At 72.1% G+C, this 16,250-nt stretch carries 12 protein-coding genes; 3 read left to right on the plus strand and 9 right to left on the minus strand.

Going from position 1 to position 16,250, the window contains the following annotated elements; genetic code table 11:
* The first annotated feature begins 201 nt into the window (after positions 1-201).
* On the plus strand, positions 202-1,713 hold the full coding sequence (locus ACQP0N_RS11305; RefSeq protein WP_433119792.1) for a deoxyguanosinetriphosphate triphosphohydrolase family protein: 1,512 nt from the start codon (positions 202-204) through the stop codon (positions 1,711-1,713).
* Here ACQP0N_RS11305 and ACQP0N_RS11310 read toward each other — a convergent pair.
* The 7 genes from ACQP0N_RS11310 to ACQP0N_RS11340 form a co-directional block, all read right to left on the minus strand.
* Complete coding sequence (locus ACQP0N_RS11310; protein ID WP_433119794.1) at positions 1,710-2,855, minus strand: MBL fold metallo-hydrolase; 1,146 nt, start codon at positions 2,853-2,855, stop codon at positions 1,710-1,712. The two genes, ACQP0N_RS11305 and ACQP0N_RS11310, sit on opposite strands and share 4 nt — an antisense overlap.
* Positions 2,856-2,970: 115 nt before the next feature.
* Complete coding sequence (locus ACQP0N_RS11315) at positions 2,971-3,972, minus strand: serine hydrolase (protein ID WP_433119796.1); 1,002 nt, start codon at positions 3,970-3,972, stop codon at positions 2,971-2,973.
* Between the two features lie 108 nt (positions 3,973-4,080).
* Positions 4,081-5,043 (minus strand): SDR family NAD(P)-dependent oxidoreductase, encoded by a 963-nt coding sequence (locus tag ACQP0N_RS11320; RefSeq protein ID WP_433119798.1) that lies wholly within the window; start codon positions 5,041-5,043, stop codon positions 4,081-4,083.
* Positions 5,044-5,098: 55 nt separating this feature from the next.
* Complete coding sequence (locus ACQP0N_RS11325) at positions 5,099-6,283, minus strand: zinc-dependent alcohol dehydrogenase (RefSeq protein WP_433119800.1); 1,185 nt, start codon at positions 6,281-6,283, stop codon at positions 5,099-5,101.
* A gap of 497 nt (positions 6,284-6,780) precedes the next feature.
* Positions 6,781-7,542: a succinate dehydrogenase/fumarate reductase iron-sulfur subunit gene (locus ACQP0N_RS11330; protein ID WP_396801834.1), complete on the minus strand. Its 762-nt coding sequence runs from the start codon at positions 7,540-7,542 to the stop codon at positions 6,781-6,783.
* Positions 7,539-9,476 carry a fumarate reductase/succinate dehydrogenase flavoprotein subunit gene (locus tag ACQP0N_RS11335; protein ID WP_433119803.1) on the minus strand — a complete coding sequence of 646 codons (1,938 nt, stop codon included), beginning with the start codon at positions 9,474-9,476 and terminating at the stop codon, positions 7,539-7,541. Before ACQP0N_RS11335 ends, ACQP0N_RS11330 begins: the two co-directional genes overlap by 4 nt.
* Position 9,477: 1 nt before the next feature.
* Positions 9,478-10,110 carry a succinate dehydrogenase cytochrome b subunit gene (locus ACQP0N_RS11340; RefSeq protein ID WP_433121562.1) on the minus strand — a complete coding sequence of 211 codons (633 nt, stop codon included), beginning with the start codon at positions 10,108-10,110 and terminating at the stop codon, positions 9,478-9,480.
* A 134-nt stretch (positions 10,111-10,244) separates the two neighbouring features.
* On the opposite strand from ACQP0N_RS11340, the gene ACQP0N_RS11345 reads away from it, so the two are divergent.
* Entirely contained in the window at positions 10,245-11,177 is a 933-nt protein-coding gene (locus ACQP0N_RS11345) for a LysR family transcriptional regulator (protein WP_355050271.1), read from the plus strand.
* Positions 11,178-11,229: 52 nt separating this feature from the next.
* Here ACQP0N_RS11345 and hrpA read toward each other — a convergent pair whose 3' ends face one another.
* Entirely contained in the window at positions 11,230-15,282 is a 4,053-nt protein-coding gene (gene hrpA, locus ACQP0N_RS11350) for an ATP-dependent RNA helicase HrpA (RefSeq protein ID WP_433119805.1), read from the minus strand.
* Between the two features lie 119 nt (positions 15,283-15,401).
* Here hrpA and ACQP0N_RS11355 point away from each other — a divergent pair, with 119 nt between their 5' ends.
* Positions 15,402-15,770 carry a cytidine deaminase gene (locus ACQP0N_RS11355; protein ID WP_433119807.1) on the plus strand — a complete coding sequence of 123 codons (369 nt, stop codon included), beginning with the start codon at positions 15,402-15,404 and terminating at the stop codon, positions 15,768-15,770.
* A 5-nt stretch (positions 15,771-15,775) separates the two neighbouring features.
* Here ACQP0N_RS11355 and ACQP0N_RS11360 read toward each other — a convergent pair whose 3' ends face one another.
* The gene (locus tag ACQP0N_RS11360; protein ID WP_433119809.1) at positions 15,776-16,135 is read right to left on the minus strand and encodes a YciI family protein; all 360 of its coding nucleotides are present in this window, start codon (positions 16,133-16,135) and stop codon (positions 15,776-15,778) included.
* Between the last annotated feature and the right edge of the window lie 115 nt (positions 16,136-16,250).

Raw genomic sequence — 16,250 nt, forward strand, 5'->3', positions numbered from 1 at the left:
CCCGGCCCGGCCCGGCCCGGCCCGGCGCGGCGCGGCGCGGCGCGACGGACCGTATCGCCCGGCACGGCGCGGCGCGGCGGACCGTATCGCCGCGCCCGACCGGGGCGGGGCACCGTATCGCCGCGCCCGACCGGGTGCGGCGGACCGCACCGGCTGGGTGACCGGCGGCGGTGCCGTCCGGCCTGCGCTAGCGTGGCGATCATGGAATCACCTGCGGAGCCGCGCGCCCGACGGCTCTTCGGCGGCAGCGCCCGGGCCCTCGGCGACCTCACAGCCAACCCGTTCCGCGCCGACCGGGACCGGATCGTCGGCTCGCCGTTCTTCGCCCGGCTCGGCGGGGTCACCCAGGTGATCAGCCCGGTCGGCTCCGGGTTGCTGGTGCACAACCGGCTCACCCACAGCCTCAAGGTCGCCCAGGTGGCCCGTGCCATCGCCGAGCGGTTGACGGCCGACGACAGATGGCGTGATCTGCTGGACAAACTCGGCGGCTGTGACCCTGACGTGGTGGAGGCCGCCGCGCTCGCGCACGACCTCGGCCACCCGCCGTTCGGCCACCTGGGGGAGCGGGTGCTCGACCGGCTGGCCCGCCAGCGTCTGGGCCTCGCCGACGGCTTCGAGGGCAACGCGCAGTCGTACCGGATCGTCACGAGCACCGAGATCCGGGGCGCCGCCACCACCGGGTTGGACCTGACCGCCGCTGTCCGCGCGGCGATGCTGAAGTACCCGTGGACGCGGCTGGACTACCCCGACCCCCACCCGCGCCTGCTGGACCCGTCACCGCGGGGCGCCACGCCGCCGCCGGACGACCCGGAGAGCGGCTCGTTGAAGTTCGGGGCGTACCGCACCGAGCTGGACGACCTGCGGCAGGCCCGGGAGCCGTTCGTCGGCCGCATTCCGGACTGGCAGCAGACCGTCGAGGCGTCCGTGATGGACACCGCCGACGACATCGCGTACGCCATCCACGACGTGGAGGACTTCTACCGGGTCGGGGTGCTCCAGCAGGGCGCGGTGTCCGCCGAGCTGATGGCCTGGCAGCGCGAGAGCGGGCACTTCCGGGCGATAACCGATGCGGCGCTGGCCACCTCGGCCCGGCGACCCGGCGCCGCCATCGAACGGCTGCGCCGGCAACTGCACCGCAAGGACGCCTGGGTCGCGGACGACGACGCGTTCGCCGCCGCCGTCGAGCACGTCCGCGAGGAGTTGGTGGACGGGCTGCTCGCGCTGCCGTTCGACGGCTCGATCGAGGCGGAGCAGTACGTGGCGCGGTTCTCCGCCCGCTGGTCCACCCGCTTCGTCGAGGCCGTCACCGTCACCGACCAGCCGTCGGTGCGCTCCGGGCACGTGCTGCTCGGCTGCGCGCAGTGGCACGAGGTGCAGGTGCTCAAGTTCGTCCACCACCGGTTCGTGCTGGCCCGCCCCGACCTGGCCCTGCACCAGCGTGGTCAGGCAAGACTCCTGGGCACCCTGGTGGAGGCGCTGTGGGATTGGCTGCTCGACCCGGAGGAGGAGTCCCGCCTACCCCGCCGGCTGCACGACCTGGTCGAGCTGGCCGAGGCCGAGCTGCACCCGCGTACGCCGCACCGGATCGGCCGCGCCCGGGGACGCGCGATCGTGGACTTCGTCGCGCAGCTCACCGACGGCCAGGCGGTCGCCATGCTGGACGCGCTCTCCGGTCGCTCCGGCGCGCTCTGGACCGACGCCTTCGTGCTCTAGGCGACGGACTGCCACCAGCCGTCGACCGCCGGTGGGTCGTCGACTACCACGCGCTCGCCGGGGCGGGGTACGGCGAGCCGCACGTCCCGGGCCTTCGCCTCGGCCCACAGCCGGTTCACCGGCTCCGACCAGTCGTGCAGGGCCAGGTTGAACGTCGCCCAGTGCACCGGGATGAACAGCCCGCCGCGCAGGTCGAGGTGGGCGTCGACCGCCTCCTCCGGGAACATGTGGATCGTCGGCCAGGCCCGGTCGTACGCGCCGATCTGCATCAGCGTGACGTCGAAGGGCCCGTGCTCGGCGCCGATGGCCGCGTACCCGGCGAAGTAGCCGGAGTCGCCGGTGTAGAAGACCTTGCGCCGTGCCCCGGCGACCACCCAGGAGCTCCAGAGCGTGCCGTCGCGGCGCAGGCCCCGGCCGGAGAAGTGCTGGGCGGCGGTGGCGGTGATCTCCAACCCGTCGACCCGGTGCGACTCGGACCAGTCCAGCTCGATGATCCGCTCGGCGGGCACCCCCCAGCGGTCCAGGTGGGCGCCCACTCCGAGCGGCACCACGAACGGCGCCGACTGCCCGGCGACCAGCGCCCGCACGGTGGGCATGTCCAGGTGGTCGTAGTGGTCGTGGGAGATCAGGATGGCGTCGAGCGGGGGCAGCTCGTCGATGCCGACCGGCGGCTCGTGCAGGCGGCGCGGGCCGACCGCGCCGGACGGTGAGCAGCGGTCACTCCAGACCGGGTCGAGCAGGACCCGCCGGCCCTCGATCTCGATGAGCGCCGAGGCATGGCCGTACCAGACGATGTTCAGCTCGTCGGCGGTGTCGGCGGCCGGCGACGCGCCGGGCCGCAGCAGCGGCACGGGCGCGGTGGGGCGGCGCTTCTGCTTGCCGAAGATCAGTTCCCGGACCAGGTTACGACCCGGTTCGGCGGCGACCATCGTGCGGACGTCGGCCTGGTTGTGGAACGTGCCGTCACGGAACTGCGGCGAGCGGGCCGCCCGCTCGGCCCGGGCTCCGGCGAGCCGGCCGCCGAGCGCCGCCGGCACGTCCCGGGCCACCCAGGCCAGGCCGGCCAGCGCGGCCAGTCCGGCCGGGCCGCCCATCCGTCGCGCGAGCGACCGTTGCCCGTCGGTGCGTTTCGCTGGTGCCATCGCCCGTCCCTCCGCCGTGTCCCGCACTACACGGTAGTCACCTCACGAGGTCCGTGCCCCGGCGGTCGCCCGCCCCGGGCCGGGCGCCGCCGAGGCGACCGGCCCGAGGCGCATCTCAGCCGCCGTTGCTGGGTCGCTGGACGGTCGTCCGGTACGCGGTGCCCGCGCCCCCGAGGCGGTCCACCGCGGCGAGGAACTTCGGACCCATGGCGGCCCGGGCCCGCACCGCCGGATGGGTCGCGCCGAAGTTGTCCGGGTCGGCCTGCCCATCGGCGAAGAGCGCGTAGGTGAGCACCGCCGCGCCCGACCGGTCGAAGATCACACCGGCCTCGTGCCGGGCGTCGGCGAACCAGCCGGCCTTCGTGGCGATGCGGGCCCGATCGTCGGAGGACATGGTGCGACGGATCCCGTCGGTGAAGGCCACCGGGGAGCGCAGCAGCCCGAGCAGGTGCGTTGTCGAGGCCGGCGAGAGCAGCGTGCCGCCGACCAGGGCCCGCAGCAGGTCGTGCGTCTCCCGGGGAGTGCTGGTGCCGAGGAAGAACCGGTTCGGGTTGGCGACCGGCTCGACCTGGGTGTTCGGGAAGCCCTTGGCGACCAGGATCGAGTTGATCTCGGCGGCCGGGGCGACCAGCCCGCACAGTCGTACGGCGGTGTCGTCCGAGACGGTCAGCAGGTTCGCCAGCACGTGCCCCAGCGTCACGCTGCTCGGGTACGCGCCGTCCAGGCTGAAGATGCCGTCACCACCGGGCACCACGATCGCCTCGGTCACCTCGACCCGCTGGTCCAGCGTCAGCAGTCCACGGTCGACCTTGTCCAACACTGCCGTGGCGACCGCGATCTTGTTGACGCTGTACGCCTCGATCGTCCGGTCCGCGTCCGCCGCCACCGCGACGACCGGCGTGCCCGCCGGATCGGCCACGCTGACGTACCCCTGCCAGTTGCCGCCGGCCTCGGCGCGGTGGCGGCCGAAGACGGTGGCGACCCGCCGGGCCGCCTGTGCGGGGGTGGTCGGTGTCGCCTCGGCGGCGCTGGCCGGAGTGGTCGCGGCGAGCACCGTACCGGCGGTGGCCACCGTACCCAGTCCGAGGGCGGTCCTGCGGTTCAGTCGGATGGTCAATCGTCTCTCCCGTCGTGGGGCGCCGGAGCGCCTGCCGGCCCCCCACGCTAGGCGAGTTGATCTATTCATGATGCCCCCGGAGAGAGTCCCGAACGGTCCCGAACAGTCTTACCCGGGCCGTCGGCGCAGCGCGGCGGCGATCGCGCCGGCCGCCGTCCCACGGAGCTGTGCCGCTGGCCCGGACACCGCCCGGGCGAGCTGCCGCAGGTCGGGCAGGTGACCGCCACGGACCGCCTCGCCCGCCGGGTTCGGCGCGAAGACCGAGCCGTCGTGCGCCGCGACCGGCCGTCCACTGAGGCCGGCGAGCCGCATCAACGGGCCGACGAGGACGTCGTAGACGCCGGGCAGCAGCGTGAAGCCGGCGCGCAGCAGGACGTTCAGCCGCCCCACCGACACCTCCCGACGCGGACTGTCCACACAGTCGACGATGGCCCGGGCCACCCGCTGCGGCCCCGCCACCGGCGGTGGAGGGCGGCCGACGCGACCCAGATAGTTGGCCGCCTGCTGGTAGACGGGTGTGTCCACACTGCCCGGGTTGACCAGGCACAGTCGGATTCCCGGGCTGTCCCGCAGCTCCTGCTGGAGCGTCCGGGCCAGCCCCTGCAAACCCCACTTGCTGGTCACGTACGCGCTCATGTACGGCGCGGTGATGTGCCCGAGCACCGAACCGGTGAGGATCAACGTCCCGGCGCCGGTGGCCCGGAAGTGCCGCAGCGCCACCCGGGCCGCGCCGGCGGCGGCCAGCAGGTCCGTCCGCACCACCTGGTCGAACACCCGCTCCGGCAGCTCGTCGAAGCGCCCGTAGGCCATCACCGCCGCCGTGTGCACCCAGACGTCGATGCGGCCGAACCGTTCGATCGCCGCCTCCGCCAGCGCCTCCAGCGCGCCCGCCTCGGTGACGTCGGTCGCCACGGTCAGCACCTCGACGTCCGCGCACTCCTCGCGTACCTCGGCGAGGGTCTGCGGCGCGCGGGCCGCGAGGACCAGGCGGTCGCCGCGCTCGGCGAACGCCCGGGCCGTCGCCCGACCGATCCCGCTGGTCGCGCCCGCGACCACCACCACCCGACTCACGGAGCAGCCTTGGCTCGTGACTGCGGGGCTCGCAACCCCGGCTCACTCCTCGCACTCACGGCTCGAGGACCACCTTGATGCAGCCGTCCTCCTTCTTCTGGAACATCTCGTACGCGCGCGGCGCGTCGCTCAGCGGCAGCCGGTGGGTACGCAGATCCTCCACCCCCAACGGGTCGTCGTCGCCGGAGAGCAGCGGCATGATCTCGTCGACCCAGCGGCGCACGTGGCACTGCCCCATCCGCAGTTGGACGCCCCGGTCGAACATCTCCATCATCGGCATCGAGTCGGCCTCGCCGCCGTACACCCCGGAGAGCGAGACGGTGCCGCCGCGCCGGACCCCCTTGAGCGCGGCGTGCAGGACGGCGAGCCGGTCGATGGCGACCCGGTCCGTCAGCGTCTGGGCGAGCTTGTCCGGCAGCAGTCCGACGGCCGCGTGGGCGAGCTTGCCGACCGGCGAGCCGTGCGCCTCCATGCCGACCGCGTCGATGACCGCGTCCGGACCGCGCCCGTCGACCAGGTCGATCAGCGCGCCCGGCACGTCGGACAACTCGCGTACGTCGAGCACCTCGATGCCGTGCCGGCGAGCCAGCTCCAGCCGCTCGGGCACCAGGTCCAGTCCGATCACCCGTCCGGCGCCGAGGTGGCGGCCGATGCGGGCGCAGAACTGGCCGACCGGGCCCAGCCCGAAGACGGCGAGCGTGCCGCCGGGCGGGGTGTCCGCGTACTTCACCGCCTGCCAGGCGGTGGGCAGGATGTCGGAGAGGTACAGGTAGCGCTCGTCCGCGCCGGTCTGCGGGATCTTGATCGGCCCGAAGTGGGCCTGCGGAACGCGCAGGTACTCGGCCTGGCCGCCGGGCACCGATCCGTAGAGGGACGTGTAGCCGAACAGCGCCGCGCCCTTGCCCTCGCTGGTCACCTGGGTCGTCTCGCACTGGGCGTAGAGCTGGCGTCGGCACATCCAGCAGTCGCCGCAGGAGATGTTGAACGGCACCACCACCCGGTCGCCGGGCTTCAGGCCGGTCACCTCCGGGCCGACCTCCTCGACGATCCCCATCGGCTCGTGTCCCAGGATGTCCCCGGGCTTCAGGTACGGCCCCAGCACCTCGTACAGGTGCAGATCCGAGCCGCAGATCGCCGTCGATGTGATCTTGACGATCGCGTCGGTCGGCTCCTCGATTCGAGGGTCGGGCACCTCCTCGACCCGTACGTCCCGCTTGCCCTGCCAGGTCAACGCCTTCATGTCCGGCTGCCCTCCCTCGGTCCTACCCTGACTGCTACCCGGGGAGGGGGAGTTGAACCGGCGCTCCGGCCCTTGTCGGTGGTTGCGGTTGGGGCTGGGGGCGACCGTGCCCGGCTCCGGGCGGTCAGGCTTGATCCCTGCGCCGGGCACGGCCGCCCCCAGCCCCGCGCTGGTCGCCGTCCGCGCGATCGACGTGGCGTGGCCGTTCGTGGGTCGTGCGGGGTGGCCCTGTTGATCGACTCCATTGCGCCGAGGTGGCGGTATCCCGGCGCCAGGACACCGCCACCTCGCCGATGTGGAGTGGATCTTGCCGGCGCGGGCCGGTCGCGCCAGGTCGGGCCGGTCGCGGGCCGGGGCCGGGTCAGTCGCGGGCCTGGTCGGGGCCGGGGGTAGGCCGGACTGGGCGGACCGCTGCGGGCGGTGTGGGCCCTCAACGACGGACCGCCGCGCCCGACGATCGGGGCGCGGCGGTCCGGGGGTTGCCTGGGCCGGAAGGATCAGGAGCCGGGGGTGTTGCCACCCTTGGTGGTGGCCGACAGGTAGTCGCGGTTGAGCCGGCCGATGGTGTTCAGCGGGATGCCCTTCGGGCAGGCCACCGTGCACTCACCGGCGTTGGTGCAGCCGCCGAAGCCCGCCTCGTCGTGCGCGTCGACCATGCCGATCACCCGGGTGTAGCGCTCCGGCTGGCCCTGGGGCAGCAACGAGAGCTGGGTGAGCTTGGCGGCGGTGAAGAGCATGCCGGAGCCGTTCGGGCAGGCCGCCACGCACGCGCCGCAGCCGATGCAGGCCGCCGACTCGAAGGCGGCGTCCGCGTTGGCCTTGGCGACCGGGGTGGAGTGTGCCTCGGGCGCGCTGCCGGTCGGGGCGGTGATGTAACCGCCGGCGGCGATGATCTTGTCGAAGGCGCTCCGGTTGACGACCAGGTCCTTGACGACCGGGAAGGCGCTGGCCCGCCACGGCTCGATGTCGATCGTGTCGCCGTCGGAGAACTGCCGCATGTGCAGCTGGCACGCCGTGGTGCCGCGCTGCGGTCCGTGCGCGTCACCGTTGATCATGAGGCCGCACATGCCGCAGATGCCCTCGCGGCAGTCGTGGTCGAACGCCACCGGGTCCTCGCCGGAGAGGATCAGCCGCTCATTGAGCACGTCGAGCATCTCCAGGAACGACATGTCCGGGGACACGTCGTCGACCGGGTAGGTCACCATCCGACCCTTGTCCTCAGGGCCCTTCTGGCGCCAGATGCGCAGGGTCAGGTTCACTTGTAGCTCCGCTGCGTGGGGTGGACGTATTCGAACTTCAGGTCTTCCTTGTGCAGCACCGAGGGCTCACCGGTGGCGGTGAACTCCCAGGCCGCCACGTACGCGAACTTCTCGTCGTCGCGCTGCGCCTCGCCGTCGGGGGTCTGGTGCTCGGCCCGGAAGTGACCGCCGCAGGACTCCTCGCGGTGCAGGGCGTCGATGCACATCAGCTCGGCCAGCTCGAAGAAGTCGGCCACCCGGCCGGCCTTCTCCAGCGACTGGTTCAGCTCCTCGCCGGTGCCGGACACCTTGACCCGCTGCCAGAACTGCTCGCGCAGGTCGCGGATCTCACCGATCGCCTTGCGCAGACCGGCCTCACTGCGCTCCATGCCGCAGTGCTCCCACATGATCTGGCCCAGCTCCCGGTGGAACGAGTCCACGGTCCGGTCGCCGTCGACCCCCAGCAGCCGCTGGATCCGGTCCTCGACGTCGGTACGCGCCTCGACCGCCGCCGGGTGGCTGGCGTCGACCTTCTCCAGGGGGCCCGAGGCCAGGTAGTTGGCGATGGTGGTGGGCAGGACGAAGTAACCGTCGGCGAGGCCCTGCATCAGCGCCGAGGCGCCGAGCCGGTTCGCGCCGTGGTCGGAGAAGTTCGCCTCGCCGATCACGAACAGGCCCGGGATGCTGGACTGGAGGTCGTAGTCGACCCAGAGCCCGCCCATCGTGTAGTGCACGGCGGGGTAGATCCGCATCGGCACCTCGTACGGGTCCTCGCCGGTGATCCGCTCGTACATCTCGAAGAGGTTGCCGTACTTGGCCTCGATGGCCTTGCGGCCCAGCCGGTCGATCGCGTCGGCGAAGTCGAGGTAGACGCCGAGCTTGGTCGGACCGACACCCCGGCCCTCGTCGCAGACGTTCTTGGCGGCGCGGGAGGCGATGTCGCGGGGGACCAGGTTGCCGAAGGACGGGTAGATCCGCTCCAGGTAGTAGTCCCGCTCGTCCTCGGGAATGTCCTTGGGGCTGCGGTCGTCGCCCTTGCGCTTGGGCACCCACACCCGGCCGTCGTTGCGCAGCGACTCGCTCATCAGGGTCAGCTTCGACTGGTGGTCGCCGGAGACCGGGATGCACGTCGGGTGGATCTGCGTGTAGCAGGGGTTGGCGAAGTACGCCCCCTTGCGGTGCGCCCGCCAGGTGGCGGTGACGTTGCAGCCCTTGGCGTTCGTGGAGAGGTAGAAGACGTTGCCGTAGCCGCCGGAGGCGAGCACGACCGCGTCGGCCATCTCGGTGCTGATCTCGCCGGTGACCAGGTCCCGGACGACGATGCCCCGGGCCTTGCCGTCGACGATGACCAGCTCCAGCATCTCGTGCCGGGCGTTCATCTCGACGTTGCCGAGGCCGATCTGCCGCTCCAGCGCCTGGTACGCGCCGAGCAGCAGCTGCTGGCCCGTCTGGCCCCGGGCGTAGAAGGTGCGCTGCACCTGCGCGCCGCCGAAGGAGCGGGTGTCCAGCAGGCCGCCGTACTCACGGGCGAACGGCACGCCCTGGGCGACGCACTGGTCGATGATGTTGACCGACACCTCGGCCAGGCGGTGCACGTTCGACTCCCGGGAGCGGAAGTCGCCGCCCTTGACGGTGTCGTAGAACAGCCGGTGCACGGAGTCGCCGTCGTTGCGGTAGTTCTTCGCGGCGTTGATGCCGCCCTGCGCCGCGATCGAGTGGGCCCGGCGCGGACTGTCCTGGTAGCAGTAGGACTTGACGTGGTAGCCCTGCTCGGCCAGCGTCGCGGCGGCGGAGCCGCCGGCCAGGCCGGTGCCGACCACGATCACCGTCATCTTGCGGCGGTTGGCCGGGTTGACCAGCTTGGCCTCGAAGCGTCGGGTCTCCCAGCGCTTCTCGACCGGGCCGGCGGGCGCCTTCGTGTCGGCGATCGGGTCGCCCTCGGTGAAGAGTTCCATGTCAGGACACCAATCCGGTGAGTACGGCGAACGGGACCACCAGGTATCCGGCGCAGAGCACCACGGCGAAGACCAGCGCGGCGGCGCGCGCCCGGCGCTCGCCCCGGGGCGTCTGCTGCCCGAGGCTGCGGAACGCGCTGAAGGCGCCGTGGCGCAGGTGGAAGCCGAGCGTGACGATCGCCAGGGTGTAGAAGAGCGTGACGTACCAGCGCTCCGGGGCGAAGTCGGCGACGACGTTGCCGTACGGCTTGCCCTCGGTCCCGACCGGGTTGAGCGTGCCGGTGGTCAGGTCCAGGAGGTGGTAGATCACGAACAGCAGGATGATCACGCCACCCCAGCGCATGGTGCGGGCCGCGTAGCTGCCCCGGACCTTCTTGCGGTGGGCGTACTTCACCGGGCGGGCGGCGCGGGCGCGCAGCGCCAGCACGGTGGCGGCCACGATGTGGGCGACGACGGCCACCACGAGGACGGTGCGCAGGATCCACAGGAACCAGACACCGGGCAGCAGTGGCTTGCCGATGTCGCGCAGCCAGTGCGCGTAGTGGTCGAACGAGGTCTCCCCCGTGAACACCTTCAGGTTCCCGAGCATGTGCGCGATCAGGAACAGCACCAGCACAATGCCCGTCACCGCCATGACAGCCTTGAGGCCGACGTTCGAGCGGATGGGCGACCGAGTTTTCGTCATTACCACGGATCTGACGCTAGGAGCACTTTGATCAGTCGTCCAATGCATCGAACTCGCAGCGTTGATAGCCATAAGCTATGTAGATGCAGCTCCATCAGCTCCGGTACTTCGTCGCGGTGGCCGAAGTACGACATTTCACCCAAGCCGCCGACATCGTCGGCATAACCCAGCCCTCGTTGAGTAAGCAAATTCACGCCCTCGAGACCGACCTCGGCGCCCCGCTGTTCGAGCGGGTACGGGGCAACATCGCCCTCACCGCGGCCGGCGAGGTGCTCCTGCCGTTGGCGACCCGGATCCTCGCCGACGTGGAGACCGCGACCCGGGAGGTGCAGGAGCTGGTCGGACTGCGCCGAGGGCGCGTACGACTGGGCGCGACCCCGAGCCTGGCCACCTCGCTCGCCCCGCCGGTGCTGCGCCGGTTCCGCGACGCGCACCCCACCGTCGACCTCCGCGTCGAGGAGAGCGGCTCCCAGGACCTCGTCCGGGACCTGCTGCGCGGCGACCTGGACCTGGCGCTGATCATCATGCCGTCGCAGGGCGCCGACCCGGGCCTGCGTGTCGACCCGATCCTGCGCGAGAGCCTGGTGGTGGCCTCGGTGGGCGAGGTGCCGACCGCCTCGGCGACGGGTGAGCTGCGGATCACCGACCTGCGCGACCAGCCGATGGTGATGTTCCGGGAGGGCTACGACCTGCGGGACGCCACCATCGCGGCGTGCCGGGAGGCGGGCTTCGAGCCGAGCTTCGCGGTGGACGGCGGCGAGATGGACGCCGTCCTCAGCTTCGTCGAGGCGGGACTCGGCATCGCGCTGGTGCCGGGGATCGTGCTGGCCCGCCGACCCGGGGTGCGCATCACGCCGCTGGCGACCCCCGGGGTGACGCGGACCATCGCGGTGGCCCGTCGCCGCGACGTCGTTCCGACGCACGCCGGCCGGGAACTCCGGCGGATCCTGCTCGACTACGTCCAGTCCGCGATCGACCGGGGCGAGCTGCCGCCGGGCGTGGAGCCGCTGGGCTGACCCGGCCGGGACCGCCGCCGCGAGCAGGCCGACAGCGGCCAGGCCGGCGGGCTCAGCGGCCCTCGGCGTCGTCCATCGCCCGATAGATCCGCTGCTCCGAGACGGGGTACGGGGTGCCCAGCGCCTGGGCGAACACGTTCACCCGCAACTCCTCGATCATCCAGCGGATCTGCCGGACAGCCGCCTCCTGCCGGCGGGCGGGTGGCAGGGCGGCGAGCAGGTCGTCGTACTCCTTCTGCACCACCGCGATCCGGTCCTGCTGCTGGCGGTCGCGCTGCGGGTTGCCGCCGAGCCGGTCCAGCCGACGTTCGATCGCGGTGAGGTAGCGCAGCAGGTCGGGCAGGCGGGCGTACCCGGTCTCGGTGATGAAGCCGGCGTGCACCAGCCCGGCGAGCTGCTTGCGGATGTCGGCCAGCGCCGCAACCACGGCCAGGTTGCGGGTCGCGCCGAGCCGCTGCTCGACCGCGTACGCAGCGGCGATCACCTTGCGGACCCGGTCCATCACCTCGACGACGGTGTCGACCAGGTAGGCGCGGACCTTCTCGCGCAGGGCGGCGAAGCCCTCGGCGTCCCACGCCGGGCCTCCGGCGGCGTCGATCAGCCGGTCGATGGCCGCGCCGGCCGCGTCCTCGATCAGCTCCTGCACGCCGCCGTGCGGGTTGCGACTCAACGCCAGCTTCGCCTCGTTGCTCAACCGACCCTGGAGGAACCGGGCCGGGGACGGCACGGTGAGCCGCAGCAGCCGGCGGGTGCCGGCCCAGTGCGCGGCCTCCGCCTCGGCGGGGGAGTCGAACACCTTCACCCCGACCGTCGTGCCCTCGTCGACCAGGGCCGGGTACGCGGTCACCGCGTAGCCGGCGCGGACCTGCTCGATGGTCCGGGGCAGCGTGCCGATGCTCCACTCGCGCAGGCCGGTCCGGGCGACCTCCGGCGCGGCGGCCGCCACGACCTGGCGTACCTCCTGACGCAGTTGACGTTGCAGGGCCGGCAGGTCCTTGCCCTCGGCGACCGGCTTGTCGTCGTCGCCGAGCACCCGGAACGTCACCCGCAGGTGCGCGGGGAGCTTGGCCGGCTCCCAGGCGTCGCGGGGCACGGTGACACCGGTCATCCGCCGCAGCTCACGGGTGAGCGCGTCCAGCAGTGACGTCTCGCCGGGGGTGATCGCCGCGAGAGCCGCGCGGGCGTAGTCCGGCACCGGCACGAAGTTGCGCCGGATCGCCTTGGGCAGCGAGCGGATCAGCGCGATCACCGTCTCCTCGCGCAGCCCCGGCACCTGCCAGTCGAAGCTCTCCGCCGGCACCTGGTTGAGCAGCGGCAGGGGGATGTCCACGGTGACGCCGTCGGTCGCCGTGCCCGGCTCGAACCGGTAGGTCAGCGGCAGCGTCACCCCCTGGGTCTGCCACTCGTCGGGGTAGTCGCTCTCGTCGACACCGCCGCGACCGTCGTTGACCAGCAGGTCGCGGGTGAAGGTCAGCAGGTCGGGGCGCTCGTGGCGGGTCTTCTTCCACCAGGTGTCGAAGTGCCGGCCGGAGACCACGTCGGCGGGGATCCGCTGGTCGTAGAAGCCGAAGATGGTCTCGTCGTCGACCAGGATGTCCCGGCGGCGGGCCCGGCTCTCCAGCTCCTCGATCTCGCCCAGCAGTCGCTTGTTGTCGGCCCAGAACCGGTGGTGGGTCTGCCAGTCGCCCTCGACGAGGGCGTGCCGGATGAACAGCTCCCGGCTCAGCGTCGGGTCGATCCGCCCGAAGTTGACCTTGCGGGAGGCGACCAGCGGCATGCCGTACAGGGTGACCTTCTCGTAGGCCATCACCGCGGCCTGCTTCTTCTCCCAGTGCGGCTCGCTGTAGCTGCGCTTGACCAGGTGCTGCGCCAGCGGTTCGACCCACTCCGGCTCGACCCGCCCGGCGATGCGCCCCCACAGCCGGGAGGTCTCCACCAACTCGGCGGCCATCACCCAGCGCGGCGGCTTCTTGAACAGCGCCGACCCGGGGAACAGCGCGAACTTCGCGCCCCGCGCCCCCAGGTACTCGTGCTTCTGGGCGTCCTTGAGGCCGATGTGCGACAGCAGGCCCGGCAGCAGCGACTGGTGCACCTTCGGGGTGTCGATCTCCTCCGGCAGGTCCGCGCCGCCCCGGCGGCCCGCGCCCCGGCCGGCGTCCGCCTCGGCCGGGGTGTCCCGCGCCGCCCGCCCGCCGCGTCGGTCGTTCTCGGCGGGGGTACGCAGCACCTGGCGCAACTGGCTGACGATGTCCTGCCACTCGCGGATCCGCAGGTAGTTCAGGTACTCGGCCTTGCACATCCGACGGAACGCGCTCGACGACAACTCCCGCTGCTGCTCACGCAGGTAGCGCCACAGGTTCAGGTACGCGACGAAGTCGGACTCCTTGTCGGCGAACCGGGCGTGTGCCTGGTCGGCCTGGGCCTGCTTCTCCGCCGGGCGCTCGCGGGGGTCCTGGATGGAGAGCGCGGCGGCGATCACCAGGATCTCGGTGGCGCAACCGTTGCGCTCGCCCTCGACCACCATCCGGGCCAGCCGCGGGTCGACCGGGAGCTGGGCCAGCCGACGGCCCAGCGCGGTGAGCCGCTTCGCCGGGTCGGTCTCGGTCGGGTCGAGCGCGCCCAACTCGTGCAGCAGGTTGACGCCGTCGGTGATGTTGCGCTTGTCCGGTGGGTCGATGAACGGGAACGCCGCCAGGTCGCCCAGCCCGATCGCGGTCATCTGGAGGATGACCGACGCCAGGTTGGTGCGCAGGATCTCCGGGTCGGTGAACTCGGGCCGGGACAGGAAGTCCTGCTCGTCGTAGAGGCGGATGCAGATACCGTCCGACGTACGACCGCAGCGGCCCTTGCGCTGGTTGGCCGACGCCTGCGAGACGGGCTCGATCGGCAGCCGCTGCACCTTGAGTCGGCTGGAGTAGCGGGAGATGCGGGCGGTGCCCGGGTCCACCACGTACTTGATGCCGGGCACGGTCAGCGAGGTCTCCGCGACGTTGGTGGCGAGCACCACGCGTCGCGAGGAGTGCGCGGCGAAGACGCGGTGCTGCTCGGCGGCGGAGAGCCGCGCGTACAGCGGCAGGATCTCGGTGCCCAGCAGCGACCGCTTCTTCTGCACCAGCTTGCCCAGCGCGTCGGCGGTGTCGCGGATCTCCCGTTCGCCGCTGAGGAAGACCAGGATGTCGCCCGGCCCCTCGGCGGCCAGCTCCTCGACGGCGTCGCCGATCGCCTGGATCTGGTCGCGGACGTTCTCCTCGTCGGCGTCGCCGTCCTCGTCGCCCTCGGCGACCTCGACCAGCGGCCGGTAGCGGACCTCCACGGGATAGGTGCGTCCGGAGACCTCGACGACCGGCGCCGGACTGCCCTGGGCATCGGCGAAGTGCTTGGCGAAGCGGTCGGTCTCGATCGTCGCCGAGGTGATGATCACCTTGAGGTCGGGTCGGCGGGGCAGCAGCTCGCGCAGGTAACCGAGGATGAAGTCGATGTTGAGGCTGCGCTCGTGCGCCTCGTCGATGATCAACGTGTCGTACTGGCGCAGCATCCGGTCGGTCTGCAACTCGGCCAGCAGGATGCCGTCGGTCATCAGCTTGACCAGGCTGCGCTCGCTCACCTGGTCGGTGAAGCGCACCTTGTAGCCGACCACGTCACCCAGCTCGGTGCCCAGCTCGTCGGCGATCCGGTCGGCCACCGTCCGGGCGGCCAGCCGCCGGGGCTGGGTGTGCCCGATCAGGCCGTTGATGCCGCGCCCCAGCTCCAGACAGATCTTCGGCAACTGGGTCGTCTTGCCGGAGCCGGTCTCGCCGGCCACGATCACCACCTGGTGATCGCGGATGGCGGCGGCGATGTCGTCCTTGCGCTCGCTGACCGGCAACCCCACGGGGTACGCGATCGTCGGCACCGCCGCCCGCCGGTCGGCCAGCCGCTGCTCGGCCCGCGCCAGCTCGGCGGTGATCTCGGTCAGGGCCGCCTCCCGGCGCTGCGGGTCGCGCAGCTTGCGGGCGCCGTCCAGGCGTCGCTGGAGCCGGCGCTGGTCGCGGAACATCAGGGGACTGAGGCGGCGGTGCAGGTCGCGGACGGGATCGGTCGCGGCGGAGGAGGCTGGATTCTGCATGTCGTGCCCAAGGATAGGCAGCCCGGCGGCGGACCGCCCCTGGGTTACCGCGCGTGGGTGCTTCGGCGCGCGGACGGCGGTCTACAGTTGCGGCCGACGTCGAGCGCTGGGGGGCCGGGATGGAGCTGCGGGACACCGATCGAGCGCTGGTGCAGGCCGCCACGGCGGTCGCCAAACTCCGGTGCCGCAGCCGCCACCACACCGGCGCGTCGGCCGCCCGTACCGCCGACGGGCGGGTGTTCTCCGGGGTGAACCTGCACCACGACAGCGGGGACACCTGCGCGGAGCTGGTCGTCGTCGGCACCGCCGCCACGCAGGGCGTGACCGAGCTGGAGACCATCGTCTCGGTCGCCGACCGGGGTCGTACGGTCGTCGGGCCCTGCGACAGGTGCCGGCCGGTGCTCAGCGCGTACTTCCCGGCGCTGCGGGTCATCCTGGGCGAGCCGGACGACCTGCGGGTGCTGCCGATCGCGGACCTGCCCGGCTGACCGCGTCAGTCGCCCGCCGCCGCCTCCAGCATCGACGCGGGGATCGGCACGCCCTCGTACCGCACGTTGCCCTCGGGCACCATCCAGCTCGCCACCCGCGCGACGAGCAGGCCGGCACGGACGGCCGGGTCGTCGGCGTAGAGCCCGCGTACCTCGTCCGGGGCGATGGAGAAGACGACGAAGCCCCGCATCCGGTCGTCGTCGGCGTGCAGGAGCGGGCCGGCCGCGAGCACCAGTCCCTGCTCCACGAGCCCTGCCTGGTGGGCCAGATGGGCGTCGCGTAGCCGGTCGACCGCCTCCGGTGGCAGCTCCGGCGGATCCGACGGTCGGGTCAGCAGGACGACCGTGTGCTGGTCGAATCGCATGCCCCACACCATATGGCGCTTCGTGTCCCCCTTACGGGTGTTATCCGCCATCCGCCCCACTTGCCCCCGTCCGCGAAACTCATTCTCTTATCGAGGTCGGATACGAGTGGGGGTG

Origin of the sequence: Micromonospora sp. CA-246542 (assembly GCF_050942905.1) — a bacterium.
GTDB lineage: Bacteria > Actinomycetota > Actinomycetes > Mycobacteriales > Micromonosporaceae > Micromonospora.